Origin of the sequence: Mesorhizobium sp. M0276 (assembly GCF_040321755.1) — a bacterium.
Taxonomy (GTDB): Bacteria; Pseudomonadota; Alphaproteobacteria; order Rhizobiales; family Rhizobiaceae; genus Mesorhizobium.
On record NZ_JAMYSC010000007.1, the window covers coordinates 152,865 to 177,985 of the forward strand.

Here is a 25,121-nt window from a genome sequence, read left to right on the forward strand (position 1 = left end):
TTCACTCGCTTCCTCTGACGTCACTGTGTCGATGTCGAGCAGCACGTCGGCGACACCGATCCGTTTGGCCACTTCCTTGGTCTTGAACTCATAGGCGATTGGCAGCACCGGCGTGCCGACACAAAGCGACATGATCATCATGTGCATACGCGTGGCGACCACGAAGTCGAAGCCTTTCACCAGCGCCATCAACTGTTCCGGCGTGTGAAACGCAGCATCTACGGTCACATGTTTGGCGATCTCCGGATCGAGTTCGGCGACGATCGCCCGCGCGGTCTTGGAATCGTCATGCGCGTATTCCGGCACCCCCTGACACGTGGAGACGAACGTCACCTCCTTGCCGTGGTCCCTGACGAGAATCGACGCGATCTCGCGGATCGAATCGAGATAGCGGCGCATGCCGCCTTCGCCATCGCTGACGTAATTCCAGTGGCGGACGGAAATGGCGACACGGCCCGTCGGCGCCGGCGGGTGACCGGAGGCTAGAATTTTCTCGATCCTGTCGGTATCGGCAAGGGCGAAGACGGCATCGGCCACCACGTGGCATTTGCCGAAATCCTTCACCAGATCCTGGATATGGTTTCTGGACCGTTCGTCACGCAGCAGGATGAGCGGGCTGCGGTCGAAGATCGGGCTCAGTTCCTGGCGGTTGTAACTTTTATTGAACGGGCCGAGGGATTGCGTGAAGAAGACCGGATCCTTGCCGAGCACGGCATCAAGCCGGAACTGATTGAGACGTCTTTCGAGATTGTAGTTCTCGACGAGATAGGTCCCGCCTGTCGTGACCACGAGATCGGCGCCAGTGTAGATATCGAGGCTGCGACGGTCACTCCGGCTGAAGAAAGTGCCAATCGCGCTGCTCCCGAACCACCGCAGGGCCTGAAGGACAATTTTGTTGTAGATCGGCTTGATCCAGTTCTTCAGTCCATCGCCATTCTTATACCGGAAAAGGGACTCCGACAGCAGCTTGTGAAATTCAAGGTCCGGATAATCCCTTTGCGGGTAGAGCCTCGCCGCGACCTCGGGCTGGCTGTCGAAGATGAAGAATTGCAGGTCAGTTCGGGCGACTGCCTTTAGGATGTGCCGGATCGCTAGCAAAATAGCTGCATCCCCGGTGTTCAGGCAGACTGTGTTTTCGACCACGATCTTCATGGAATTACCTCATATCGTCAGCAGGTTCCGCGGCCAGGCCAGCGGTGCTTAAGACGGGGGTGACCGAAAAATGCTGCACGCCAGGACGATCCCGATGCGCTCCGCGTCACGATTTAGGGCGCCGCACCAGGTTACCAACCGCACGGTCCGAGTGGCGCTAAAAGCTAGCCCGAGATTAACGCCTCAATTTTGCAGTGCAACAGAAAAGGTGGATCATTGCACCAAAAATGTTGCGATGCAGCAAGACCTGTACTAGGATTCCTATGGGTGGGCCAACAGCGGTCGAGTTTTCATGCTGCATGTCTTGTACCTTGTGCACGACGTTTCCGACCCGGCAGTGCGCCGAAGGATTACGATGCTCAGGGCAGGTGGGGCCCAGGTCACCTTGGCCGGCTTCCGTCGCACCACGACTCCGATAGCGGATGTCGAGGGATTGCGGCCGATCGACCTTGGCGCGACGCGTGACGGGCGATTCGGCCAGCGCCTCGCGGCGGTCGCCAAGGCGACAACATCGATGGGCTCGAAGCTTGCCGGAGTGCCGAGGCCCGATCTCATCATCGCGCGCAACCTGGAAATGCTGGCGCTCGCCCGCCGCGCGAGGTCAGTCTTAGGTGCGTCGGTTCCGATCGTATACGAGTGCCTCGATATTCATCGCCTGGTGCTGCGCAACGATGTTCTGGGCAAGGCACTGCGCGCCACCGAACGCTTTCTGGCAAGGGACGTGAAGCTGCTGGTGACCAGTTCGCCGGCCTTCATAGCCAATTACTTCAAGCCATTCGGCCAGGTCGCGGCACCCATCGAGCTGGTCGAAAACAAGTATTTCGAGGTCGCGGCGGTCCTGCCTGGCGATGCTGAAGCGGTTGAGAGTCTGCCTGGCCCGCCGTGGCGGATCGGCTGGTTCGGCGCCTTGCGCTGCCGCCGTTCGCTTGAGTTGCTGGCCGATTTCTCCCGCCGAATGGAGGGACGCTTCGAGGTCGTGCTGCGCGGTCGCCCGGCTTTGTCCGAATTCCCGGATTTCCATGGCTTCGTCGAAGCCGAGCCGTGGCTGTCGTTTCGCGGACCCTACCGTAACCCGGAGGATATGGCGGCGATCTACAAGGAAGTCCATTTTTCCTGGGCAATCGATTTCTTCGAAGCCGGGCAGAACTCCGAATGGCTTCTGCCAAACCGGCTCTATGAGGGCTGCCGTTTCGGCGCGGTGCCGATCTCGATGGGCAACACCGAGACCGGGCGGTTCCTAAAACAGCAGGATATCGGTGTGTTGTTGCCGCAGGCCTCGCCCGAAGCGCTCGAAGCCGAACTCGGCAAGATGGAGGAGCATCGCTTTGCCAGGCTGAAAGGGCGTGTTCTTGCCCGCAACCCGAGGACCTGGAGCTACGATCGCAGCGATTGCCGGGCGCTCGTCGAGCGGCTGCGCAGCCTGACCGCCGTGCCCGGCTCCTTTGCGGCCGAGGCATTGGCATAGGATGGGCAGAGATGGACAGTGGCAGGATGGACAGAGGTTGATGACGCAGACTGAAAAGCCCTCATCCAGCCTGATCGTTATCCCGTGTCTGAATGAAGCCGCCCATATCGGCGCGCTGCTCGATCAATTGCGACCCGCGGCAGCCAGGCTTGACGCCCGGATCATTGTCGCCGACGGCGGCAGCACCGACGGCACGCTGACCATCGTCAAGGATATCGTTGCGAAGGACCAGCGCGTTGTCCTGCTTAACAATAAGCGGCGCATCCAGAGCGCGGCGATCAATCTCGCCGTCGGTACGTTCGGCGAGGGCGCCGACTATCTGATCCGCATCGATGCGCATGGTGGCTATCCCGACGACTATTGCGACCGTCTGGTCGAGGAGGCATTGGCCACCGGGGCGGATTCGGTTGTCGTTTCGATGCTGACCAGCGGCAGCGGCACCGTGCAGAAGGCCGCCGCCGCGGCACAGAATTCCAAGCTCGGCACCGGCGGCTCGAAGCATCGGCACCTTTCGGGGGGAGAGTGGATCGACCACGGCCATCATGCACTGATGCGGATATCGGCCTTCGAGGCCGTCGGCGGTTACGACGAGACGTTCAGTCACAATGAGGACGCGGAGCTCGATTACCGGCTGAGACAAGCCGGCTACAAGATCTGGATGAGCGGCAAGACGCAGATGGTCTACTATCCACGCGCCTCGCTCAGCGGCCTCTATTTCCAGTATCTCGGCTATGGCCGCGGCCGCGCCAAGAACGTCCTCAAGCACCGCGTCATCCCCAAGGTTCGACAGATGGTGCCGCTGTTGGTGTTTCCGGTCGTGCTGTTGGCCGCCTTCTCATTTGTGTATTGGCTGGCGGCGGTGCCGCTGCTGGTCTGGGCTTCGGTATGCCTCTTCTATGGCCTGTCGACGGCCATCCGCCAGCGCAATGCCGATATCGCGCTTGCCGGCGTTTCGGCGATGGTCATGCATCTTGGTTGGTCGGTCGGCTTCTGGCTGCAGCTTCTCGGCCTCGGGTCGCGGCGCGAGGCGGCGTGATGGCGGCGCAGGCCAAGAAGCGCAGCATTGACGTCGGCGTCTGCACGTTCCGCCGGCCGGAACTGGCCGACACGCTACGCTCGCTCGACGCCATGGACATGCCTGAAGGGTTCGATGTCAGCATCGTCGTCGCCGACAATGACGACACCCCGACCGCCCGCGACCTGGTGACGGCGCTGTCGCGGGAATTGACGGTGCCGATCCGCTATCAGCATGCTCCGGCGCGCAACATTTCGATCGCCCGCAACGCCTGCCTCGACGCCAGCACTGCGGATTTCGTCGCCTTCATCGATGACGACGAGACGGCCACGCCCGCATGGCTCGCCGAACTGGTCGCCATGGCTGAAGCAAGCGATGCCGCCGCTGTGCTCGGTCCGGTCAGGGCGCACTATCGCCCGGATGCGCCGGACTGGATGCGGCGCGGCGATTTCCATTCGACCTTGCCCGTCTGGGTGCGCGGCGTGATCCAGACCGGCTACACCTGCAATGTACTGCTCCGGATGGGATCTGAGAGCCTGCGCGGCCGCCGCTTCAGCCTGGCGCGCGGCCAGACCGGCGGCGAAGACACCGAGTTCTTCGACCAGATGCACAAGTCCGGCGGCCGCATCGCTTTTGCACCGGAAGCCTGGGTCGACGAGGTGGTGCCGCGCACAAGGGCGGCATTCGACTGGCTCGGCCGCCGCCGCTTCCGCGTCGGGCAGACGCATGGCCATCTTCTGGGGCGCAACGCGCGCGGCATCGGCCTGGTCAAGCAGGTCGGCCTGGCGTCGGCGAAGGCCATCTATTGCTTCGCCTCGGCACTTCCGGTCCTCATCAGTCCGGTGCGAAGGAACCGAAGCGTGCTGCGCGGCATTATGCATGTCGGCGTCGTCAGTGGTCTGGTCGGCATTCGCGAAATCCGGCTCTACGGTCAGCCTTCGCCACAGGAGGGAGGCAAGCGTGCAGCCTGATGTGAGCTTCGTGATTGCCGCCTTCAACGCCGAGGCGACCCTCGACCGGGCGATCGCCAGCGCCATCGCCCAGAACAACGTCCGCGTCGAAATCATCGTTGTCGACGACAAGTCGAGCGACGCGACGCTCGATGTGGCGCGGGCCTATCCGCAGGATATCGTCCGCGTCGTCGCTCTGGCCAGCAATCGCGGCCCTGGCGGGGCCAGGAATGCTGGCCTCGACGCCGCCCGAGGAAGGTGGATCGCGGTTCTCGATTCCGACGACGCCGTCTTTCCCAATCGGCTCGCCGCCATGATCGCGCGTGCCGAGAGTGCAGGCGCCCAGATCGCCGTCGACAACCTCCAGGTCATTCGCGAGGACGGTATCATCGAGGCCGCGATGTTCCCGCGGCACTATCTGGAAGGCTTGCGGGAGATTTCGCTGGCCACTTACATCGCCGGCAACATCCTCTTCGAATCGAAGTTCAATCTCGGCTATCTCAAGCCGATCTTCCAGCGCGAGTTCCTGAACGAGAACGGGCTTCGCTACGATGAAAAACTTATCATCGGAGAAGACTACATCCTCCTGGCCAACGCCTTGGCCATGGGCGGCAAATGCGTCGTCGAACCTGATATCGGCTATGCCTATCATATCCGCAGCGGCTCCATCTCCCGTGTGCTCGAGCTTCACCATATCGAAGCCATGCACAGGGCAGATGCGGTGTTCGCTCAAACTCATCAGATGGATGACGCCGCGCAGGCCGCGTTCGCCCGGCGCGGCCGCAGCCTGCGCACGGCCGCCTCGTTCCTGTCGATGGTTCAGCACATCAAGGCGCGGTCGCCATTCAAGGCGATCCTGACAGCGCTCGGCGACCCGGCGGCGATCAGACATATGGGCATGCCGATCGCCGTGCGGTTGCGAAGAATGGCGGCGCAGTTTGCCGTTGGGGTGGGCAGGTGAAGATGCAGGCACATGGAGGGTTTTTCGTGGCCTGTGAACGGACTGAAGTCGATCTCCTCAGAAGGAATTTGCGATGAAGAAAATCAGGAAGGCCGTCATACCGGTGGCGGGGCTTGGAACACGGTTCCTGCCGGCGACCAAATCGATGCCGAAGGAAATGCTTCCTGTCGTTGATAGACCCGTCGTGCAATATGCGGTGGACGAGGCCTTCGAGGCCGGCATCGAGCACATCGTGTTCGTGACCGGTCGCAACAAGGCGGTAATCGAGGACTATTTCGACCTCCATCCGGAACTGATCGGAACCCTGGAACAGACCGGCAAGAAGGCGCAGTTGCAGTCGCTGGAAAGCCTCTTGCCGGTGGCCGGCGCCACCAGCTTCATCCGCCAGCAATCGCCGCAAGGCCTCGGCCATGCCGTCTGGTGCGCGCGCGAAGTCATCGGCAACGAGCCCTTCGCCTTGCTGCTGCCGGACATGGTCTCCTTTGGCGGGCGCGGATGCCTCGCCGAAACCGTCGACCTTTATGAGCGCACCGGCGGCAATGTCATCGCCGTCGAGCGTTGCGAACCGGCCGAGACCAACAAATACGGCATCGTTGGCCGCGGCGCCGAGATCGGCAGTGGCTTCGAGGTGACGGCGATGGTCGAAAAGCCGGCGCCGGCCAACGCGCCGTCGAATTTCTACATCAACGGCCGCTACATCCTGCAGCCCGAGATCTTCGCGCTTCTGGGCAATCAGCAGCGCGGCGCCGGCAACGAGATCCAGCTGACGGACGCCATGGTGCGTCTGTCGAAGGATCAGCCGTTCTTCGCCCAGCCTTTCAAGGGGCGCATGTTCGACTGCGGTTCCAAGGAAGGGTTCATCCAGGCCAACATCGCCTTCGCGCTCGCGCGCGACGACATGAAGGGCCCGGTTTTCGAGATGCTTCAGGAGTTCGTCCGGTCGCATGAACGTCAGGAAGAAGCCGCATAATGCCCATGTTTTGGGAGCATTTTCAGATGGTGGATGGCGCGGGGCTATAGGCCCCGCGCTGTCTGGCACGAAGTTTGCGTCGCTTTTGCGCAAACGCTCCCGATCCTGGCGGCGCCTGCAAGCCAAAGCATGATCCCGGAAAGTGGGTCCCGGTTTCCGGAAAAGATCATGTTCAAATAGTGAGATAGAGCCCATTGCGATCAATCGGAATGGGACCGGCTCTAGAATTGGACCGAAGATGAACTATGCCAACTTTCCTCTCGACAAGAGGATGCCATTGCCGAATTCCGACGCAGGAGACGGCGAAGACTTCATCGATATCGAGCGGCTGCTTGGCATGGCTGCGCGGCAGGCCAAGGTGGTTGCCGTGTGCGCTGTCATTGGCCTTTTCCTGGGCGTGCTCTATTTGCAGACGACGCCGCCCAAATATCAGTCGTACGCGAGCGTGCTGATCGACGAGGGCTTGAACAAGATTGTCGACGACATTTCGGCCGCGTCGACAACCATGCAGACCGATTCCGCCATCCTGAGCCAGATCGAAATCCTGACCTCGACGCGGCTTGCTTCGGTCGTCGTCGACAAGCTGAAGCTCGACCAGAATGATGCGTTCATGAATCCGCCCGTATCGGCTCTGGCGACGGGCGTCGGTTTCGTCCGAAGCGTGATCCAGTATGTCCGCCCCAGTCCTTCCATGCCAGGTGTTGGCGACATCAGCAAGCTCGACCCCGCCGCCCGCGACGCGCTGATGGCGACGTCGCGTCGCGACTACGCAATCCTCAAACTGCAAAGCGAGGTGCAGGCGGAGCGCGTCGGGCGAAGCTTCGTGATCACGCTAGGTTATCAGGCGACGGATCCGACCCTCGCAAACGCGGTCACCAAAGCCTATGCCGATGCCTATCTCGCCGATCAGCTCGATGCCAGCTTCGACGCCACCGAGCGGGCGGCGGTCTGGCTGCAGGGTCGGCTGACGGAACTGCGCCAGAGTTCCCAGGCAGCCTCGCTCGCCGTTGAGAAATTCAGGGCCGAACACGGGCTCGCCGCCAACAGCGATGGCCAGCTGATGAGCGACAAGCAGCTCTCCGATCTCAATGCGCAGCTCATCGTGGCGCAGGCCGACACCGCGCGCGCCAGCGCCCGCTACCAGCAATACAAGGCGATTGTCGACAGCGGTTCCGACAACGCCTTCAAGGATGCCGCCATATCGAGCGACCAGCCGAGCAGTTCGGTCATCGCGGCGCTCAAGACCCGCTACCTGGCGGTGTCCAAGCGGCTGCAGGACGTCGAGGCGAATTTCGGTCCCGAGCATCCACAGGCGGTTGCACTCGCCAAAGAGAAGGCCGACATCTCGACCCAGATTTTCGGCGAACTGAAGCAGCTGACCGAAAGCTATCGCAACGAATATGAGGTGGCGCAGACCCGCGAGACCGCGCTCAGGGCCAACGTAGCGGCCGCACAAGGCAAGAGCTCCGTCGACAACCAGACGCAAGTCAAGCTGCGTGAACTCGATCAGCAGGCGACGGCGCTCACCACGCTCTATCAGACATTCCTCGGCCGTTATGAGGAAGCCGCGCAGCAGCAATCCTTCCCGGTCGGCAAGATCCGCATCATCTCGGACGCTTCGATGCCGCTTAGCGCGTCAAGCCCGCGCACAATTGTCGTGCTTGGCCTTTCGCTGGTTCTTGGCATGCTGATGGGCGCCGGCTTCGGAGGCCTGAACGAGTTCAACGAACGGTTCTTCAGGACCGGCGAGGATGTACGCGACCGCGTCGGTCTGAAATTCCTCGGCTATCTGCCGATGATCGGCGGCAAACTCGGCAAGGAGGAAAAGCCGGGCGAGACCCAGGTGGATGCCAAGACCGCCAAATCGCTGTCGGCTGCGGAAAAACGGGCGCGCATGCGGGTCAGCATCGATTCGCCTGCCTCGATGTTCTCCGAGACGCTGCGCAGCGCCAAGATCGCCTTCGACGTCGTATTGGAAGGGCAAGGCAGCCGCGTCATCGGCATCATCTCGGTGCTCCCCGGCGAGGGCAAGTCGACGGTCGCGGCCAATCTCGCCGGCCTGCTTGCCACCAACGGTGCCAAGACCTTGCTGATCGACGGTGACATGCGCAATCCCGGCCTCAGCCGGGGCCTTGGCATGGAAGCCGAGCAGGGCTTGATGGAGGCGGTGGTCAACGGCCTGACCTGGCAGTCCGTCGGCAAGATCGACAGGCAGACGAAGCTGGCGATCATCCCGGCAGCGCTGCGCGGCAACTTCTCACATACGAGCGAACTTCTCTCTTCGGCGGGCATGCGGCGTTTTGTCGAGAACGCCAAGGAGACATTCGAATACATAGTCGTCGATCTGCCGCCGCTCGGACCTGTGGTCGATGCCAAGGCCTTCGCGCCGCTGGTCGACGGTTTTGTGCTCGTCACCGAATGGGGGAGCACGCCGCGCGCAATGGTCAGGTCTATGCTGGAATCCGAACCCTACGTAGCCAACAAGATCGTCGGCGCGGTGCTGAACAAGGTCGATCTGAAGAAGCTGGCCAAATACGGGTCGTTCGGCGGCTCGGAGAAATTCTTCGACAAATACTCGACTTACTATCTGGAAAAGTCGGAGGTGCGCGGCAAGGCACCGGTCTGATTTGACCGCTGCCAGGACAAAGCCGGCCGCGTTCCGTTCATCGTGACTGGACGCTCCGGCGCGGACGATCGCCACCCAAGCATCGCCGCGCCGACGACGTCGTGGATCGTGTAGAGTGCATTCTCCGTGAACAATAAAAGACTGCCCGCCGATCCGGAAAAGCCGCGCCGACAGGTAAAACCGCTTCAGCGGCTCAAAGGCCGATCCCGCGCGCCTTCAGGGCGGCGGAGATCTCGTCGAGAATGACCGGATCGTCGATCGTCGCCGGCATCGTCCATTCTTCCTTGTCGGCGATCTTTTGCATGGTGCCGCGCAGGATCTTGCCCGAGCGCGTCTTGGGCAGGCGCTTGATCGTCACCACCGTCTTGAAGGCGGCGACCGGGCCGATGCGTTCGCGCACCAGGCCGACCACTTCACCTTCGATCAGGCCGATATCGCGCGTCACGCCCGCATTCAGCACCACAAAGCCGAGCGGAATCTGCCCCTTCATCGCATCGGCAATGCCGATGACCGCGCATTCGGCGACATCGGGATGGGCCGAAAGCACCTCCTCCATGGCGCCGGTCGACAGCCGGTGGCCGGCGACATTGATGATGTCGTCGGTGCGGGCCATGACGTAGAGATAGCCGTCCTCGTCGACCATGCCGGCATCCGCGGTCTTGTAGAAGCCAGGGAACTCGTCGAGATAGGCTTGGCGGAAGCGTTGATCGGCGTTCCACAGCGTCGGCAGGCAGCCGGCTGGCAGCGGCAGCTTGACCACCACATTGCCCAGTGTGCCGCGCGGCACCTCGTGGCCCGCATCGTCGAGCACGCGAATGTCGTAGCCCGGCATAGGCACGCCCGGCGAGCCGTATTTCACCGGCAGCAGGCCAAGGCCGGCGGGATTGATCGTCATCGGTGAGCCGGTCTCGGTCTGCCACCAATGGTCGATGACCGGCACGTTCAGCTTCTGCTCCGCCCATTTGATGGTTTCCGGGTCGGCGCGCTCGCCGGCAAGGAACAGCGTGCGGAATTTCGACAAATCGTATTTAGCAATGAACTCGCCCTTCGGATCCTGCCCCTTGATGGCGCGGAATGCGGTCGGCGCAGTGAAAAGTGCGACGACGCCATATTCCGATATCACGCGCCAGTAGGTGCCGGCATCGGGCGTGCCGACAGGCTTGCCCTCGAACAGGATGCTGGTGCAGCCATGCAGCAGCGGCCCGTAGACGATGTAGGAATGCCCGACTACCCAGCCGACATCGGATGCTGCCCAGAACACCTCGCCCGGCTTGACGCCGAACTCGTTCTCCATCGTCCATTTCAGAGCGACCATGTGACCGCCATTGTCGCGCACGATGCCCTTGGGCTGGCCGGTCGTGCCCGATGTGTAGATGATGTAGAGCGGGTCGGTGGCAAACACCGGCACGCAATCGACATTGGCGCCCGCTGCCCGTTCGCGGGCGACGGCATCGGCGTAGTCGATGTCGAAATGCTCCTTGAGGTCGCAGCGCAGCTGGTCGCGCTGCAGGATCAGGCAGGCGTCCGGCTTGTGGCGGGAGATCTCTATCGCCTTGTCGAGCAGCGGCTTGTAGGCGACGACGCGACCCGGCTCCAGGCCGCAGGAAGCGGAAATGATCAGCTTCGGTCTGGCATCGTCGATGCGGGTGGCAAGCTCATGCGAGGCAAAGCCGCCGAACACCACGGAATGCACCGCGCCGATGCGGGCACAGGCAAGCATGGCGATGGCCGCCTCCGCCACCATCGGCATGTAGATAATGACGCGGTCGCCCTTGCCGATGTCGCGGTTCTTCAGCACCGAGGTGAGTGCGACCACCTCGCGCTTGAGTTCGGCATAGGTGAACTTCTTGACCGTACCGGTGATGGCGCTGTCATGGATCAGCGCGATCTGGTCGGCGCGTCCGCCCGCCACATGGCGGTCGATGGCGTTGTAGCAGGTGTTGCAGGTGGCGCCGGTAAACCAGCGGCCATAGACGCCGGCAGCGGCATCGAACACCTTGTCATAGGGCGAATACCAGTCGATGGCGCGGGCCGCATCCGCCCAGAATTGTTCCGGGTCGCGTTTCCAGCCCTCATAGACCTCGTGATAGCGTGAAGTCATCCGGCTCCTCCCCAGGAATGATTTTCAACTCTCCAGATAGCGCGCTCTATCCTTAGCCGCAAATGCACGCTGTTGTGCTATGACATTTGAGCTGGGCGCCAGGGGCAAGCGCTATCAAGGCCGCGACCGCCGCCTCATTGCCGTGACCGGTCAGCCGCGCCAACACGCATCGAGCGCCCTGACAGGCGGAATCCGCTTGGTGAAAGCAAGTTGTTCTAGATCGGCAAGGCCATAAGCATGAGGCCAATTCCGCCAGCAATCAGAATAGCTGTCGCCAGTGCTCTTCTGTGACGTTCGAAGCTCGTTGGAGCCCGCTCCCAATTGTAACGCATTACGCTATCTCCCCACGACCCAGGCAGGTTTTACCTTACTCTACGGAAGAAAAGCAACGGCCGAGCCGGTCAGTTCGGTTGCTTGTCGCCTCGCCTTGACGACTATTTCTGGACGTTTCCTGTCGGGAACGGCCAGCGGAGGCGATTTCGCGACCGGGAGGATTTGTCAAAAGGCAAACCGCAGGTGCCTCCCGGCGGCGGGAGTTCGAGGTCGGGTGGCGTGAGAGATGGCAGCATCAACCCGGACTATGTTGCGGATCAAAGGGAGAAGATGGTGCAGAAAACCGGGGTGGAAGCCAGCTTTACATGCCCCAGCGCAGCGCCGCCGTGTGTACCGGCGCGTCCCAGAATGCGGTCGTCTCATCGTCGAGCATGGTGAGTGTGATCGAGCAGCCGGCCATGTCGAGCGAGGTGACGTAGGAGCCGACCAGCGAACGGGTCACCGTCCCGCCATGAGTCTCAAAGATCGCCCGCGCGCTGTTGTACATCAGGTAGAGTTCCATCAGCGGCGTGCCGCCGAAGCCATTGACGAACAGCAGCGCCGGGCCTTTCGCCCTGTCGCCGAGATCGCCCAGGATCGCGGCACAAATCTCCTGTGCGATAGCATCGGCGCTTTTCAACGTGTCGCGCCGGCGGCCGGGTTCGCCATGGATGCCGATGCCGAATTCCATTTCGCCGTCGCCGATGTCGAAAGTTGGCTTGCCCGATGCCGGGACCGTGCAACTGGTCAGTGCCACGCCCATCGAGCGGGTTGCAGCGTTGACGCGATCGCCCAGATTTTTCAAGGCCGCCAGCGCCAGGCCATGTTCGGCCGCCGCTCCAACGATCTTTTCCACCACCAGCGTGCCGGCGACGCCGCGCCGGCCGGTTGTAAAGGATGAGTTCTCGACGGCGACATCGTCATTGGTCACGATCTGCTGGACGCCTTCCGACATCTCGGCCGCCATGTCGAAATTCATCACGTCGCCCTCATAGTTCTTGACGATGAACAGGCAGCCGGCGCCGGTGTCGACGGCTTCGGCCGCTGCCAGCATCTGGTCCGGTGTCGGCGAGGTGAACACCTGGCCGGGGCAGGCGGCGTCCAGCATGCCGTGACCGACAAAGCCGCCATGCAGCGGCTCGTGGCCGGAGCCGCCGCCTGAGATCAGCGCCACCTTGCCCGGCCGCAAGGTCTTGCGGCGGACAAATTTGTGCTCGTCGCCAAGCACGAGAATGTCGGCATGGGCAGCCGCGAAACCGTCGAGGCTCTCGGTCAGCACCGTGTCCACCGAATTCATGAATTTCTTCACGGCCGTCTCCTCCCGAAATAGGCCTGACATCAAAGCAATTCCAGGAAAAGTGTGTAACGGTTTTCCGTCCGGAATTGCGTACAAACTCCAAGGGGTCAGCCACCCTTGCCGGTGATGCTGGTGATCTTCTGGATGAAGTCGTTGACAGCCCTGTCGAGCGCGGCGTTCTGCTTGTCGTCGCCGAAATCCGGCACGACGAGCGAAACATGACGCGTCTTGCGCATGCCTGCCGCGACCGACATCTTTCCCGGATGCGCCTGATGATAGGCGGCGAGAAACTGATCGCGCTCTGCCGGGCTGAAATGGCACACCGAAAATATAGCCGGCAAATGTTTGGACGGAATCGGGATCGAATACGCCGGACTGGAAATCTGCGTGACGAAGCTGCGGTGTTTGCCGAGCGCGTCTGCAAGGCGCTGGCGCATGCCGGATGGGCGCTGGTCGATGACGTGCGACAGGATCGTCTTGTAGGCGCGGATTGCCTCTTCGGAGCCGGGTTCGGGTTTCTTGTCGATCATGCCAGCCGCGCCTAAATCGAAACGTCGGCGATGGCCGCCTTGGCCATGGCGAGTTGCGCCGGAGCGACGGAAAGGTCGCGCAGGCCGGCCTCGAGCAGTGACGGGATCGAGGCGGGGTCCGCGCCGGCATCGCCGCACAGGCTGACTGGGATATTTTCACGCGAGCCAAACGCGGTCACGGCAGCGATCAGCCGCAGCACGGCAGGATGACGAACCGAATTCAAATGTGCCACCGCGGCATTGTCGCGGGCGGCCGCCATGACATATTGGGTGAGATCGTTGGAGCCGATAGAGAAAAAGGCGGCCTCGGCAAGCGCCTCCGGCGCGATCGCCACCGAAGGCACTTCGACCATGATGCCGAGTGGCGGCATCTTTTGGGCGATGCCGCGCGCGGCAAGCGCGGCCTGTTCCTCAGCGAACATCGCCGCTGCCTGCCTGTATTCCTCAATAACGGCGATCATCGGGAACATCACCTTCAGACTGCCGTGCACGGCTGCGCGCAACAGCGCACGGATCTGTACACGAAAAACCTCCGGTCTTGCCAGCGACAGCCTGATGCCGCGCAGGCCAAGAAACGGGTTGCTCTCCTCGACGGTGAAGCCGGGCACCGGCTTGTCGCCGCCGGCATCGACGGTACGGATCGTCACCGGCTTGTCGCCGGCCCACTCCAGCACCTTGCGGTAGGCGCGATATTGCGTCTCCTCATCCGGAAGCGTCCTGCCGAAGAGGAATTCGGTGCGCATCAGCCCGACACCGTCGCAGGTGGCGATGTCGATGCTGTCGACTTCGGACGGGTCGGCGATGTTGACCTGCACGCGAACGGGCGTGCCGGTGCTGGTCACCGCCGGCCGTGCCAGGAAAGTCCCAGCCCGGTCGCGGCGCGCCGAGAATGATGACGACGATTGGTGAAAGGCAACGATATCGGCCTTGGAGGGTGACAGCACGATGCCGCCATGTTCGGCGTCGAGCAGGGCGTTGCCCGAGGGGTGAGCCGGCGCAGCGCCCAGCCCGACGACCATGGGAACACCGCGCGAGCGCGCCAGCATGGCGACGTGGCTGGCGGTGCTGCCTGCCTCCAGCGCGATGCCGCCGCCGCCGCTCCAGTCGGTTTCGAGAAAGCGCGTCGGCGCGATGTCCTCGCCATAGAGAATGGCGCCGGCCGGTGCCTGGATGTCACTATCCTTGGTCAGTGCCCGCAGCACCTGGTCCCTGATGTCGCGTATGTCGGCGGCACGTGCGCGGAAATAGTCCTGGTCCGAGGCATCGTAGCCGGCAATCTCGGCGTCGAGCGCCTGTCGCCACGCCACATCGGCGGGTTGACCGGTCCCGATCGCGGCAAAGGCCGGGCGGTTCAGTGCATCATCCTCCAGCATGGCGATTTGAAATTCAAGAATGTCGGCAGCGTCGCCGTCGGCGGTTTGGATCAAAGCGGCGAGACGAGCCGCCGCACTGCCGATTGCGCTCTCAAGCGCGGCTTTCTCTTCGGCGGCTGTCGCCTTGCCGACATAGGATGCGGCAACCCGGTCGAGATCGAACAGCGGCCCCTCGGCATAGCCGGCCGAGGCCGAAATGCCTTGCAGCCTAAGCGGTCCGGACATGGTCCTTGCCTTCGTCGAAGTCGCGGCGCACCAGTTCTACCAGCGCGTCGACGGCATCATTGGCGCCGTCGCCGCTGGCCCTGATATGCAGCACCGTACCCTTCGGCGCCTTGGTCGCCATCACCTTGACGATGCTCTTGGCGTCGAACCATGGCCCGTTGGCGGCCAGCGCTATTTCCACCTCAGCGGCAAAAGTCTTGGCCAGCTTGGTGAACTTCACCGAAGGACGCGCGTGCAGGCCCACCTCGTGGGTGATCACAACGGTCGCTTCGGCGGATGCGGACATGTCTTCAAGCTTCCCGTTCGCTCACGACGGCGACAATTCATGCGCCGTCGCCACCACTTCCTTCAGCGAGGCGCCGCCGGACGCCTCGGTCGCCGCCATCACCGCGCCTTCGACGATCGGCGCGTTGCACACGATGATCTTTTGCGACCGGGGCTCGCCGATCAAATCCACCGCCATTTCACTGTTGGTCTCGGCGCCGCCGAGATCGACCAGGATGGCGACACCGGCCTCCGACCAGGCTCTGTCGATGGCGGCCATGATGGCCTCGACATTGGTGCCGAGTCCGCCATGGCCGTTTCCGCCGCACCACGCAAGCGGCACTTCGTCGCCCACCATCTGCCGCACCATGTCGGCCGTGCCCTCGGCGACCAGCGGCGAATGCGAAACGATGACGATGCCGACATTGCTCATGGCTGACGTTCCAGCATCTCGACGATCGTGCGTACCAGAAGCGCGGTCGAACGTGCGCCGGCATCCATGTGGCCGATCGAGCGGTCGCCGAGGAACGAGGCGCGGCCACGCAGGGCCTTCATCGGCACGGTCGCCTTAGCCGCAGCGTCGGCGACATCGGCGATTTCCGATCCAGTCTTGCCCACGACCAACGCATCATGCGCCGGCTGTAGGACGTCGAGCATGGTTTTTTGTCCAACCTGTGACTTGCCGCGCGCGGCCACCGCTTCGATCGCCTTGCCGAAGGCCGCGGTCAGATTGGTGCGATCGGGCTCCGCCGAAATTTCCTTGCCGAGCGCCATGAACAAAGTTCCGAACAGCGGGCCGGAAGCGCCGCCGACCGTCATTACCAGCTTGGTGCCGATCGCCTTCAGCGCCTCGGGCAATGGCTTGGCAGCAAACATCTCGGCCTCGGCCCGCACCGCCTCGAAGCCGCGCTTCATGTTCAACCCGTGGTCGCCGTCGCCGATCGCCTGGTCGAGCGCCGTCAACTCTTCGGCGTGCGCGGCAATCGTGTCCGCGGCAGCCGTTATCAGCCCGGCAAGGTTCAGCGCCGCCATATCACCCGCATTCCTGGTTTCCACCCTTCCGGCAGTATCGAAAGAACGCTCATTCGACAACTGGAGCATGCATCAGGCCGCTTCGTGCAGCGCGGCGGCGGCCGCGAAGACCTCGGCCACCGCATAGGCGCCGGGGTCCACAACGCCTTGCAGCTTGCTGCCGACATAGGCGGATCGTCCGGCTTTCGCCTTCTCCATGGAGGAGGTAGCCTCTGCGCCGCGTCGGGCCGCTGTTGCCGCATCTTCCAGGCCATTGGCGTCGAGCGCTTTCAGGGCCGGTTCCAAGGCATCGACCATGGTCCGGTCCCCGATCCTTGCACCGCCATAGAAGGTCATCCGCTCCAGGCCGGCTAGCAGCGCCTTGGCCAGTTTGGCCCCGCTGTCCAAACCCTGAGCCGCCGCCGTGAAAAAGATCGACAGCAGCACGCCGCTGGAACCGCCCATGGACGCGCTCAGAATGTCACCTATCGCACCAAGGGTCGCGGCAGGTTCGGCAAGCGGCAGCGTGTCGAGCCGTTCCAGCACGCTGCGTGCGCCGGTCGCCACCGTCGAACCGGTATCGCCGTCACCCGCCTTGGCATCCAGCACGTTCAAGGTGCCTTCGAGCGCGATCAATCTTTCGCAGACCGTGACGATCAGGCGTCTGGTGTTTGCATCCTGGCTGGGCTTGCACGCCGCACTTTGCCCGGCCGCTTTCGACATCGGCAAGACGGCAGGCGGCACAACAGGCTTTGCCGGCATCCAGGCATGCGGGCCGACTGGCGCCAGCAAGGCTGTTTCGCGTGCCGCGTCGAGCCGGATCAGAGACAGCGAAAAACCGTTCATGTTGAGCGCCGTCATCAGCGGGCCTGGGCCGATGGTCAGCTTGATCGCTTTGGCCAGCGGCGAAGCCAGCACCGCGTTGGCAAGAACAGACATTTCGAGCGGTGGCACCGAGCCGAGATTGTTGATCAGCAGGGCGTAGCTGGCCGCAGGGTCGAGCCGCGCCGACAGGCGCTCGGCCATGACCGCGACCAGCCTGTCGGCGCTTTGCACCGCAATGCGCTCGACGCCCGGCTCGCCATGAATGCCGAGGCCGAGCTCGCCGTCATTTTCACCGAACCGGTCTTCATGCGGCTGGCCGGGGATCGAGCAGGACGACAGCGACATGCCGAACGAAACGATATCCTTCGCCGCCGCGCGCGCGGCTGCCGCAACAGACGCCAGGTCATGGCCGGTTTCCGACAGATGGCCAGCGATCTTGTGCACGAACAAGGTGCCGGCAACGCCGCGCGGCTGGGTGATGTCAGGCAAAGCGACGTCGTCGGCGACGATCACCATCTCGACGCGAAAGCCTTCGGCGCGCGCCTTCTCGGCCGCGAGGCCGAAATTGAGGCGGTCACCTGTGTAGTTCTTGACGATGAGCAGGCAGCCTGCCGGACCGGTGACCGCGCGAATGGCCGCCAGCACCGCCTCGACGCTTGGCGAGGCAAAGATCTCGCCCGAGACCGCCGCTGTCAGCATGCCTTTGCCGACGAAACCGGCATGCGATGGTTCGTGCCCGGCGCCACCGCCGGAGACGATGCTGACCTTCGTCTTGTCCCAACCGGCGCGCAGGATGACCTTGATTTCGGGATAGCCATCGAGGCGCGCGAGATCGCCTGATCCGATGGTCCGCAACAGGCCGTCCAGCGCCTCGGTGACGATCGTTTCCCTGCGGTTAAAAAAGTGCTTCATCGATTCGTCCCGTACTCGCAAAGTCAAAAACCGGCGCTGAGCCGCTGGCAGGCAAACACCGAAAACCGCTCACATCAGCCCCATTCACATCAGCCTTTGTCCATCGGCGCCGAAATATAGCGGCGACCGATAGCGGATCACCACTTTGTCGCCTTGCGCCAGATCCGTGTCGGGATCGGTCAGCGTCACCAGCTTCTTCGGCCCCACCGTCACATGCAGGTGGTTCTGGTCGCCGAGATGTTCCACCCAGTCGACGACGCCGTCGGCATGGCCGTTGACAGCCTTCTCGATCGCCAAATGTTCGGTGCGCGCGCCGATTGTCCTGGTTCCCGCCGGCGCGCCACTATCGGGCAGCAGTCCCGTCGGCAGAAGATTGATCGCCGGCTGGCCGAGTCTTGCCGCGACATGCAAGTTAGCCGGCTCGGAATAGATCGTCCGCGGAGAACCGATCTGCACCAGCTCGCCATCGGCAAGGATGCCGATGCGATCGGCCATGGTCATCGCCTCGATTTGGTCATGCGTGACGTAAAGCATGGTGGCGCCGAGCTCGGTCTGGATGCGCTTGAGCTCGAGCCTGAGGTCCCCGCGCAGCTTGGCGTCGAGCGACGACAGCGGCTCGTCCATCAGATAAATCGACGGCTTGCGCACCAACGCGCGGCCGATGGCCACGCGCTGCATTTCGCCGCCCGAAAGCTTGGTCGAACGGTTGGCGAGCTTGTGATAGATGCGCACCATCCTCGCCACCTCCTCGACCCGGCGGCGGATCTGCTCTTCCGGCATTCTTCGCGCCGGCGAGCGCAGCGGGAAGGCGAGGTTGTCGAACACCGACAGATGCGGATAGAGCGAATATTGCTGGAACACGAAAGCCGTATCGCGCTCGGCCGGCGACAGCGTCGTGGCATTGTGGCCGCCGATCTCGATCATGCCGGAATCCGGCCGCTCCAGCCCGGCGATGAGCCGCAGCGTCGTCGTCTTGCCGGCGCCGGTCGGCCCGAGCAGCACGACGAACTCACCATCCGATATATGCAGGTCGAGGCCATTGACGGCGGCATGGTCGCCAAAACTCTTGGTCACGTTCCTGATGCGCACGTCAGCCATGACGAACCCTCCGCTCAGAGGCCACATCGTGGATAGTGGTTCTCACCGCGCGGCCGGATCCCTTCTCGAACAGCGACAGCCGCGCGCTGCTCAGCGTCAGGCCGACATGATCGCCGGTGGAGAGCCGGATTTCGGCCGGCACGCGTGCCTTGATGATGCCGTCCGCCGTCTCTACCGCGACGATCTGCGTGGTGCCGAGATATTCGGTGCCATAGACGGCGCCGCGCAGCTTCGAGCTATCATCGAAGCGGATGTGCTCGGGCCTGATGCCGAGCGCCATGTCGGTCGGCGCAACGTCCTCGCGCACCTCCGGCACCGCTACTTTCGCACCTTGCACGACGATCTCCCTGGCACCTTTGGCAAGTCCGCCGCCGAATCCCAAGAAGTTCATCGGCGGCGAGCCGATGAAGTCGGCGACGAACATGGTCGCCGGGCGGTCGTAGATTTCGCGTGGTGTGCCGAACTGTTCGATGACGCCATGGTTCATCACCGCGATCTTGTCGGCCATCGACATCGCTTCCATCTGGTCGTGCGTGACATAGACCGTCGTGGCGTGGATGCGGTTGTGCAACTCGCGCAGTTCATGCACCATCAGATCGCGGAATTCGGTGTCGAGCGTACCAAGTGGCTCGTCCATCAGGAAGCATTTCGGCCGCCGCACGATGGCGCGGCCGAGCGCTACGCGCTGGCGGTCGCCACCGGCAAGGCCGGAGACGGATTTGTTGAGCAGATGGTCAATGCGCAGCAGCTTCGCGGTCTCCTCGACCCGCGTGCGGATCTCGGCCGACGGCATGCCTTGCGCCAGGAGCGGAAAGCCGATGTTCTTGCGCACGTTCATGTGCGGATAGAGCGCGAACAACTGGAAGACGAAGGCGATGTCGCGCTCGCGTGCCCGCAGCATGGTGACATCGTCGCCACCAAGCAGGATCTGGCCGCCGGTCGGCAATTCGAGTCCCGCGATCATGCGCAAGGTCGTCGTCTTGCCGCAGCCCGATGGTCCGAGCATGACGAAGAACTCGCCATCCTCGACGACGAAGTTGGAATCCTGCACGGCGACGAAGTCGCCGAAGGCCTTTCTCAGGTGCTGGACGCGAATTTCGGCCATGATTATTCCGGGAACTTCGAGACGACGATGAACATCACGGTGCCGGCGAGCATAGTGATGAAGGAATAGGTGTAGAGCGACAGCGCGAAGGGCTGGAACAGCATCAGGAAGCCGACGGCGATCAGCGCCGTGGCGATGTTTTCCATCAGCCCGCGCCTGGCCCAGCGAGGCCATGATGATTTCCTGGAGTTGGCGGCGCGCGTCATACGTAGCCTTCCTTTTCCACGTCCAAAGGGAGAGATGGCTGCCAGGTGGTTTCCCCACTCCGTCGCTGCTTCGCAGCGCCACCTCTCCCCCCTCCGGAGGGAGAGGAAGGGAGCCTGGCTGAATTAGGTTCGCGCCCTTCCTCTACCCCGTCGATCGGGGGAGAGGTGTCGAGCGAAGCTCGACGGAGTGGGGGTCGACCTGGCGCGGCGCCAGACGATACATGTGCCCGCTTGCCATGCGCGCTATCGCTAAATGCTAAGCGTTCGCAAATGTGTCGATCCCGTAGCCGTAAACGAGGAGAAGGGAAACGGTGACACCGGCGGTCTCTTATTCCCACATCAATCATTTGCGCACCGCGCCGAAAGTGATGCCGCGCAGCAATTGTTTGCGAAGCAGGATTGTGAAGACCAGGATCGGCACCAGGAAGATCGTCGTGCCGGCCGCCACGGCAGGCCAGTCCTGGCCGCCTTCGCCGATGATGGTCGGGATGAAGGGCGGCGCGGTCTGCGCCGTGCCGGAGGTCAGGAGCGCTGCGAAGGCATATTCGTTCCAGGCGAAGATCAGGCAGAAGATGGCGGTCGCGGCGATGCCGGTCGTCGCCTGCGGCAGCACGGTGCGCCAGAACGCCTGCAGCCGCGTATAGCCGTCGATCATCGCCGCTTCCTCATATTCGCGCGGGATCTCGTCGATGAAGCCTTTCAGCAGCCATACAGCCAGCGACACGTTGACCGCCGTGTAGAGCAGGATCATGCCGAGAGCGGTGTCCGACAGGCCAAGCTCGCGGTACATCAGGTAGATCGGAATGGCGACGGCGATCGGTGGCATGAAGCGGGTCGACAGGATGAAGAACAAAAGGTCGTCGGCGAGCGGCACCTTGAAGCGCGAGAAGCCATAGGCCGACAGCGTGCCGAGGAACACGGCGCAGAAGGTCGAGCCGAAGGCGATGATCAGTGAATTGACGAAGCGCGGCAGGAAGTTGGACGGGCCCGCGATGACCATGTTGCGCTTGCGCGTGGTCTCGTCGCAGAAGCCGGTCGCCGGACCCAGCGAGTTGATGTATTCGGGCGTCTGCCGGGTCCGCGTCGTGAACAGGTTGCAGTAGCCTTCTAGGCTAGGCTGGAACAGGATCTTCGGCGGATAGGCGATCGAATCCGGCGGCGTCTTGAAGCTGGTGGCGAATATCCACAGCAGCGGCACGATTGAGATCAAAGCATAGGCAATGATGATCGCGCCGGCGATGCGCTTCGAGTTGACCGAGGGTGCGACGACCGAGTGGGCTGTGGTCAGGCTCATCTCTGCTTCACCTTGTTGAGCGCCTTGACGTAGATGTTGGCCAGCCCGAACACCGCGACGAACAGGATGATGGCGAAAGCCGAGGAATAGCCCGTACGCCAGCTCTCGAAGGCCTGCCGCTTCAGAGTGATCGAGGCGACTTCGGTGGTTGAGCCCGGCCCGCCTCCGGTCAACAGGTTGACCATGTCGAACATCTTGAAGTTCTCGATGCCGCGAAACAGCACCGCCAGCATGATGAAGGGCAGCGCCATCGGCAGCGTGATCGACCAGAACTGCCGCCAGTTTGAGGCGCGGTCGACCTCGGCCGCCTCATAGATGTATTCGGGGATGGAGCGTAAGCCCGCGAGGCAGATCAGCATCACATAGGGCGTCCACATCCAGGTGTCGACGATGATGATCGACCACGGCGCCAGCGACACGTTGGAGAGCATCTGGATATCCGTTGGCGGGATCCTCGTGACGAACGAGATGGCATAGGCGAACAAGCCGATCTGCGGCTCGTAAAGGAAGCGCCAGAAATTGCCGACCACCGCCGGCGACAGCATCATCGGCACCAGGATCAGCGTCGTCCAGAAGGCATGGCCGCGGAATTTCCGGTCGATCAGCCAGGCCAGCGTGAAGCCGATCAGCGTCTGCAACAGGATTGTCCAGAACACGAAATGCGCCGTGGTCTGCATGGCGAGCCAGATATCCTTGTCGCCGAGGATGCGCTGGTAGTTGGCAAAGCCGAGGTTCTTCACCACTTCGTTCGGGCGGTTGGCCCGGTAGTTGGTAAACGACAGGTAGATCGCCCAGAACAGCGGGAAGATGTTGATGGCGAGCAGCAACAGGATCGTCGGCGAGATGAACAGCCAGGCGAGGCCCTTGTCGCTGATGCCCCGGACCTTGCGGGCCAACGGTTCCGGGGTCGCCCGGGCAACGTTCTCCGCGGTCCGATTGAGCATGGTCAGTCCTGCTTCGGTCACTTGGTCGTCTCTGTCATGGAATTTATCTGAACCGCGTCCCGTGCCAAGGGCGGCACGGGACCAAGAGCATGATGCTGAAAAGTGTGCAGCGGTTTTCGGACGACATCATGGTCTCTCTTTTTTTATCCCTGGAGGCGGATGATTTCTGGTCGATTCGACCTGAAAATCATCCGCCTCCAGGGGCCTAGCTCGGGAGGAGCCGATTACATCTTGCCATCGTCCTGGAAGACCTGCGTCCAGTCTTTGACGAGACCGTCGAGTGCGTCCTTGGCCGATCCCTGGCCGGCGACGACATAGTCGTGGAAGCGCTTCTGCGAGGCCTGCAGCAGCGGTGCGTAGCTGGGCTCGGCCCAGAAGTCCTTCACGATGGCCATCGAGTCGAGGAAGGTCTGCGCGTAGGGCTGGCTGGCCGGGAAGGCCGGATCCTTGACCACCGCGTTGAGACAGGAATAGCCGCCGAGCGACCACCACTTGGACTGCACGTCCTTGTTGGCGAACCACTTGATGTATTTCAGCGCCGCTTCCTGCTTGTCGGAATAGGACACCACCGAGATGCCCTGGCCGCCAAGTTGGGCGAACTGCTCGCCGTCGGGACCCTTCGGGTTGACGAAGTAGCCGATCTTGTCGCCGCCGACATTCTCGTCCTTCTGCAGGCCAGGCCATGTGAAGGCGAAATTCATATGCATCGCCACCTGGCCCGATTTGAAGGCATCGACACCTTCGCCCATGTAGCTGTTCGACGCACCGGGCGGCGTGCAGCAATCATAGAGCGCCTTGTAGAACTCCAACCCCTTCACCGACTTGTCGGAGTTGACGAAGCCTTCCATCTCGTAGGGTTTCTTGGGGTTCTCGTATTGGAAGCCATGGCTGTAGAGTACATCCATGGCGCCCATGGTGATGCCTTCAGAGCCGCGCTCGGTATAGATCGAGGCGCCGTAGACGGTCTTGCCGTCGATCTCACGCTTCTGGAAGAATTCGGCGACCTGCTTCAGCTGGTCGAAGGTGGCCGGCGGGCCGAGATCCCAGCCATACTTCTCCTTGAATTCCTTCTGCAGTTCCGGCTTGGAGAACCAGTCCTTGCGATAGGTCCAGCCGACGACGTCGCCCATGGCCGGCAGCGCCCAATAGTTCGGCGTGTTCTTCGGCCATTCCGAATAGCCGACGACGGTTGCCGGCACGAAGTCGTCCATGCTGATCTTCTCCTTGTCGAAGAAGTCGTTCAGCTTGACGTAGTGGCCGTTCTCGGCGGCGCCGCCGATCCATTGGCTGTCGCCGATGATCAGGTCGCACAGCTTGCCATGCGAATTCAGCTCGTTGAGGAACCGGTCGGCATAGTTGGTCCACGGCACGAATTCGAATTTCATGCCGATGCCGGTTTCCTTGGTAAAATCCTTGGACAGTTCGACAAGCGCGTTTGCCGGATCCCAGGCGGCCCAGCACAGCGTCAGGTCTTCAGCGTGCGCGACGTTCGAGACGGCTGTCGACGCTGTAATCGCCGAGGTGAGTCCCAACGCCAGTTTCAAGCTCGATTTCATGCCTTCCTCCCATTTGCGAAACGCGTCCGGATGACGGTTTCAAAAGCCCTCAACCCCTCTCCTCAGGGGCCCAAACATGGCGGCGCGGCAGCGCGGCAGATGTTTAGTAATTTGTTTAGTGATGCAATTTTTACTAAACAAGGCAAGCGAATTCGTTGCTGCGCCGCAGCATGCCGGGGGCGGTGTCTGAAAACGTTGGAAAAAGTGCTGCTCGCTCGTCGGGCGTTCGAAGCCCTGCAGCCGATTCGGATCAGGACGGAGCGGCGCCTCGCCTATCAGTCGACCCGCTTGGTGCTCACCATGACCGACCGGATCGGTGGCGCCGGCGGCAGCAGTTCGCGGATGTCGGCGAAGGGGAACAACGGCTCGAAGCGGAAGGCCTCGGCCAACGAACCTTGCGCACCGTTGCACTGACCGGAACGGAAGAGATTCTGCGTTCGGGTGGCATAGACGAAGCGCTCCGGATCCTGTGATCGATGTGCCCGAATCGCCTTGGCCTTGAGAGCGGCATGCGCGGAAATGTCGACATAGTGCGTCGGCGAGAATCCGGTGCCGCCCATCGTGTCGGCATGCAGCACCGGCACGCCGAATGAAGCCGCGATGCGCACGCCGTCCGACAGCGCGCGGTGGTCGCCGTGATAGTCGTTCGGCGCGTGGGTGATCGCAAGGTCCGGCCCGATCTCGCCGATCAGCGCCTTCAGAGCCGCGATCAGCGCCGCATCGGCCGCCAGCGCGCCATCCGGGAAGTCGAGGAAGCGTGGCACGGCGCCAAGCAAGCTGGCTGCTTGGCTGGCCTCCTGGCGACGCGCCCGGGCCAGAGCGCCGGGATCACCCTTGCCGCCCCTGGCACCATCCGTGGCTATGGCAAAAGTGAGTTCTGCGCCTTGCGCGGCATAGGCGGCCATCGTACCGAACATGAAGATCTCGAT

Annotated in this window: 21 protein-coding genes and 1 pseudogene; 6 read left to right on the forward strand and 16 right to left on the reverse strand. The window is 62.5% G+C overall.

What is annotated here, in order from left to right:
- Positions 1-102: 102 nt before the first annotated feature.
- Positions 103-1,152 (reverse strand): annotated as a pseudogene (locus tag NKJ01_RS08125) (polysaccharide pyruvyl transferase family protein); the annotation flags it as partial.
- A 292-nt stretch (positions 1,153-1,444) separates the two neighbouring features.
- Here NKJ01_RS08125 and NKJ01_RS08130 point away from each other — a divergent pair.
- The 6 genes from NKJ01_RS08130 to NKJ01_RS08155 all read left to right on the forward strand — a co-directional run bounded on the left by NKJ01_RS08130 (position 1,445) and on the right by NKJ01_RS08155 (position 9,139).
- Positions 1,445-2,617: a glycosyltransferase gene (locus NKJ01_RS08130; RefSeq protein WP_352727321.1), complete on the forward strand. Its 1,173-nt coding sequence runs from the start codon at positions 1,445-1,447 to the stop codon at positions 2,615-2,617.
- Positions 2,618-2,657: 40 nt separating this feature from the next.
- The gene (locus NKJ01_RS08135) at positions 2,658-3,653 is read left to right on the forward strand and encodes a glycosyltransferase family 2 protein (protein ID WP_352727322.1); all 996 of its coding nucleotides are present in this window, start codon (positions 2,658-2,660) and stop codon (positions 3,651-3,653) included.
- Positions 3,653-4,603 (forward strand): glycosyltransferase family 2 protein, encoded by a 951-nt coding sequence (locus NKJ01_RS08140; RefSeq protein WP_352727324.1) that lies wholly within the window; start codon positions 3,653-3,655, stop codon positions 4,601-4,603. The genes NKJ01_RS08135 and NKJ01_RS08140 overlap by 1 nt, the downstream gene beginning before the upstream one ends.
- Positions 4,593-5,543 (forward strand): glycosyltransferase family 2 protein, encoded by a 951-nt coding sequence (locus tag NKJ01_RS08145; protein ID WP_352727325.1) that lies wholly within the window; start codon positions 4,593-4,595, stop codon positions 5,541-5,543. Before NKJ01_RS08140 ends, NKJ01_RS08145 begins: the two co-directional genes overlap by 11 nt.
- Positions 5,544-5,616: 73 nt before the next feature.
- Positions 5,617-6,513, forward strand: coding sequence for a UTP--glucose-1-phosphate uridylyltransferase (locus NKJ01_RS08150; RefSeq protein WP_352727327.1), 897 nt, complete (start codon positions 5,617-5,619; stop codon positions 6,511-6,513).
- Between the two features lie 238 nt (positions 6,514-6,751).
- Positions 6,752-9,139, forward strand: a complete 2,388-nt coding sequence (locus NKJ01_RS08155; RefSeq protein ID WP_352608188.1) for a polysaccharide biosynthesis tyrosine autokinase — start codon at positions 6,752-6,754, stop codon at positions 9,137-9,139.
- Positions 9,140-9,332: 193 nt separating this feature from the next.
- Here the strand turns inward: NKJ01_RS08155 and NKJ01_RS08160 are convergent, their stop codons facing one another.
- From NKJ01_RS08160 to NKJ01_RS08230, 15 genes are all read right to left on the reverse strand, one after another.
- On the reverse strand, positions 9,333-11,240 hold the full coding sequence (locus tag NKJ01_RS08160; RefSeq protein ID WP_352727329.1) for a propionyl-CoA synthetase: 1,908 nt from the start codon (positions 11,238-11,240) through the stop codon (positions 9,333-9,335).
- A gap of 634 nt (positions 11,241-11,874) precedes the next feature.
- Positions 11,875-12,861 carry a dihydroxyacetone kinase subunit DhaK gene (gene dhaK, locus NKJ01_RS08165; RefSeq protein ID WP_352727331.1) on the reverse strand — a complete coding sequence of 329 codons (987 nt, stop codon included), beginning with the start codon at positions 12,859-12,861 and terminating at the stop codon, positions 11,875-11,877.
- A 95-nt stretch (positions 12,862-12,956) separates the two neighbouring features.
- Positions 12,957-13,379, reverse strand: a complete 423-nt coding sequence (locus NKJ01_RS08170; RefSeq protein ID WP_352727333.1) for a hypothetical protein — start codon at positions 13,377-13,379, stop codon at positions 12,957-12,959.
- A gap of 11 nt (positions 13,380-13,390) precedes the next feature.
- Complete coding sequence (ptsP, locus tag NKJ01_RS08175; RefSeq protein WP_352727335.1) at positions 13,391-14,977, reverse strand: phosphoenolpyruvate--protein phosphotransferase; 1,587 nt, start codon at positions 14,975-14,977, stop codon at positions 13,391-13,393.
- Positions 14,961-15,263, reverse strand: coding sequence for an HPr family phosphocarrier protein (locus tag NKJ01_RS08180; protein ID WP_352727337.1), 303 nt, complete (start codon positions 15,261-15,263; stop codon positions 14,961-14,963). Before NKJ01_RS08180 ends, ptsP begins: the two co-directional genes overlap by 17 nt.
- 21 nt (positions 15,264-15,284) lie before the next feature.
- A complete protein-coding gene (dhaM, locus tag NKJ01_RS08185; protein ID WP_352608200.1) occupies positions 15,285-15,674 on the reverse strand; it encodes a dihydroxyacetone kinase phosphoryl donor subunit DhaM in 390 nt (129 codons plus the stop codon).
- Positions 15,671-16,273, reverse strand: a complete 603-nt coding sequence (dhaL, locus tag NKJ01_RS08190) for a dihydroxyacetone kinase subunit DhaL (RefSeq protein WP_352608202.1) — start codon at positions 16,271-16,273, stop codon at positions 15,671-15,673. The genes dhaM and dhaL overlap by 4 nt, the downstream gene beginning before the upstream one ends.
- Positions 16,274-16,345: 72 nt before the next feature.
- Positions 16,346-17,989: a dihydroxyacetone kinase subunit DhaK gene (locus NKJ01_RS08195; protein WP_352727339.1), complete on the reverse strand. Its 1,644-nt coding sequence runs from the start codon at positions 17,987-17,989 to the stop codon at positions 16,346-16,348.
- Positions 17,990-18,073: 84 nt separating this feature from the next.
- Positions 18,074-19,087 (reverse strand): ABC transporter ATP-binding protein, encoded by a 1,014-nt coding sequence (locus NKJ01_RS08200; RefSeq protein WP_352727341.1) that lies wholly within the window; start codon positions 19,085-19,087, stop codon positions 18,074-18,076.
- The gene (locus tag NKJ01_RS08205) at positions 19,080-20,192 is read right to left on the reverse strand and encodes an ABC transporter ATP-binding protein (RefSeq protein ID WP_352727343.1); all 1,113 of its coding nucleotides are present in this window, start codon (positions 20,190-20,192) and stop codon (positions 19,080-19,082) included. The genes NKJ01_RS08200 and NKJ01_RS08205 overlap by 8 nt, the downstream gene beginning before the upstream one ends.
- Before the next feature lie 2 nt (positions 20,193-20,194).
- Complete coding sequence (locus NKJ01_RS08210; RefSeq protein WP_352727345.1) at positions 20,195-20,398, reverse strand: hypothetical protein; 204 nt, start codon at positions 20,396-20,398, stop codon at positions 20,195-20,197.
- 343 nt (positions 20,399-20,741) lie between these two features.
- A complete protein-coding gene (locus NKJ01_RS08215) occupies positions 20,742-21,692 on the reverse strand; it encodes a carbohydrate ABC transporter permease (protein WP_023761527.1) in 951 nt (316 codons plus the stop codon).
- A complete protein-coding gene (locus tag NKJ01_RS08220; RefSeq protein ID WP_032907930.1) occupies positions 21,689-22,636 on the reverse strand; it encodes a carbohydrate ABC transporter permease in 948 nt (315 codons plus the stop codon). Before NKJ01_RS08220 ends, NKJ01_RS08215 begins: the two co-directional genes overlap by 4 nt.
- A gap of 224 nt (positions 22,637-22,860) precedes the next feature.
- Complete coding sequence (locus tag NKJ01_RS08225) at positions 22,861-24,192, reverse strand: ABC transporter substrate-binding protein (RefSeq protein ID WP_352727347.1); 1,332 nt, start codon at positions 24,190-24,192, stop codon at positions 22,861-22,863.
- Positions 24,193-24,467: 275 nt separating this feature from the next.
- Positions 24,468-25,121, reverse strand: a 654-nt coding sequence (locus NKJ01_RS08230) for a PIG-L deacetylase family protein (RefSeq protein ID WP_352727349.1), incomplete at its 5' end; no start/stop codon positions are given.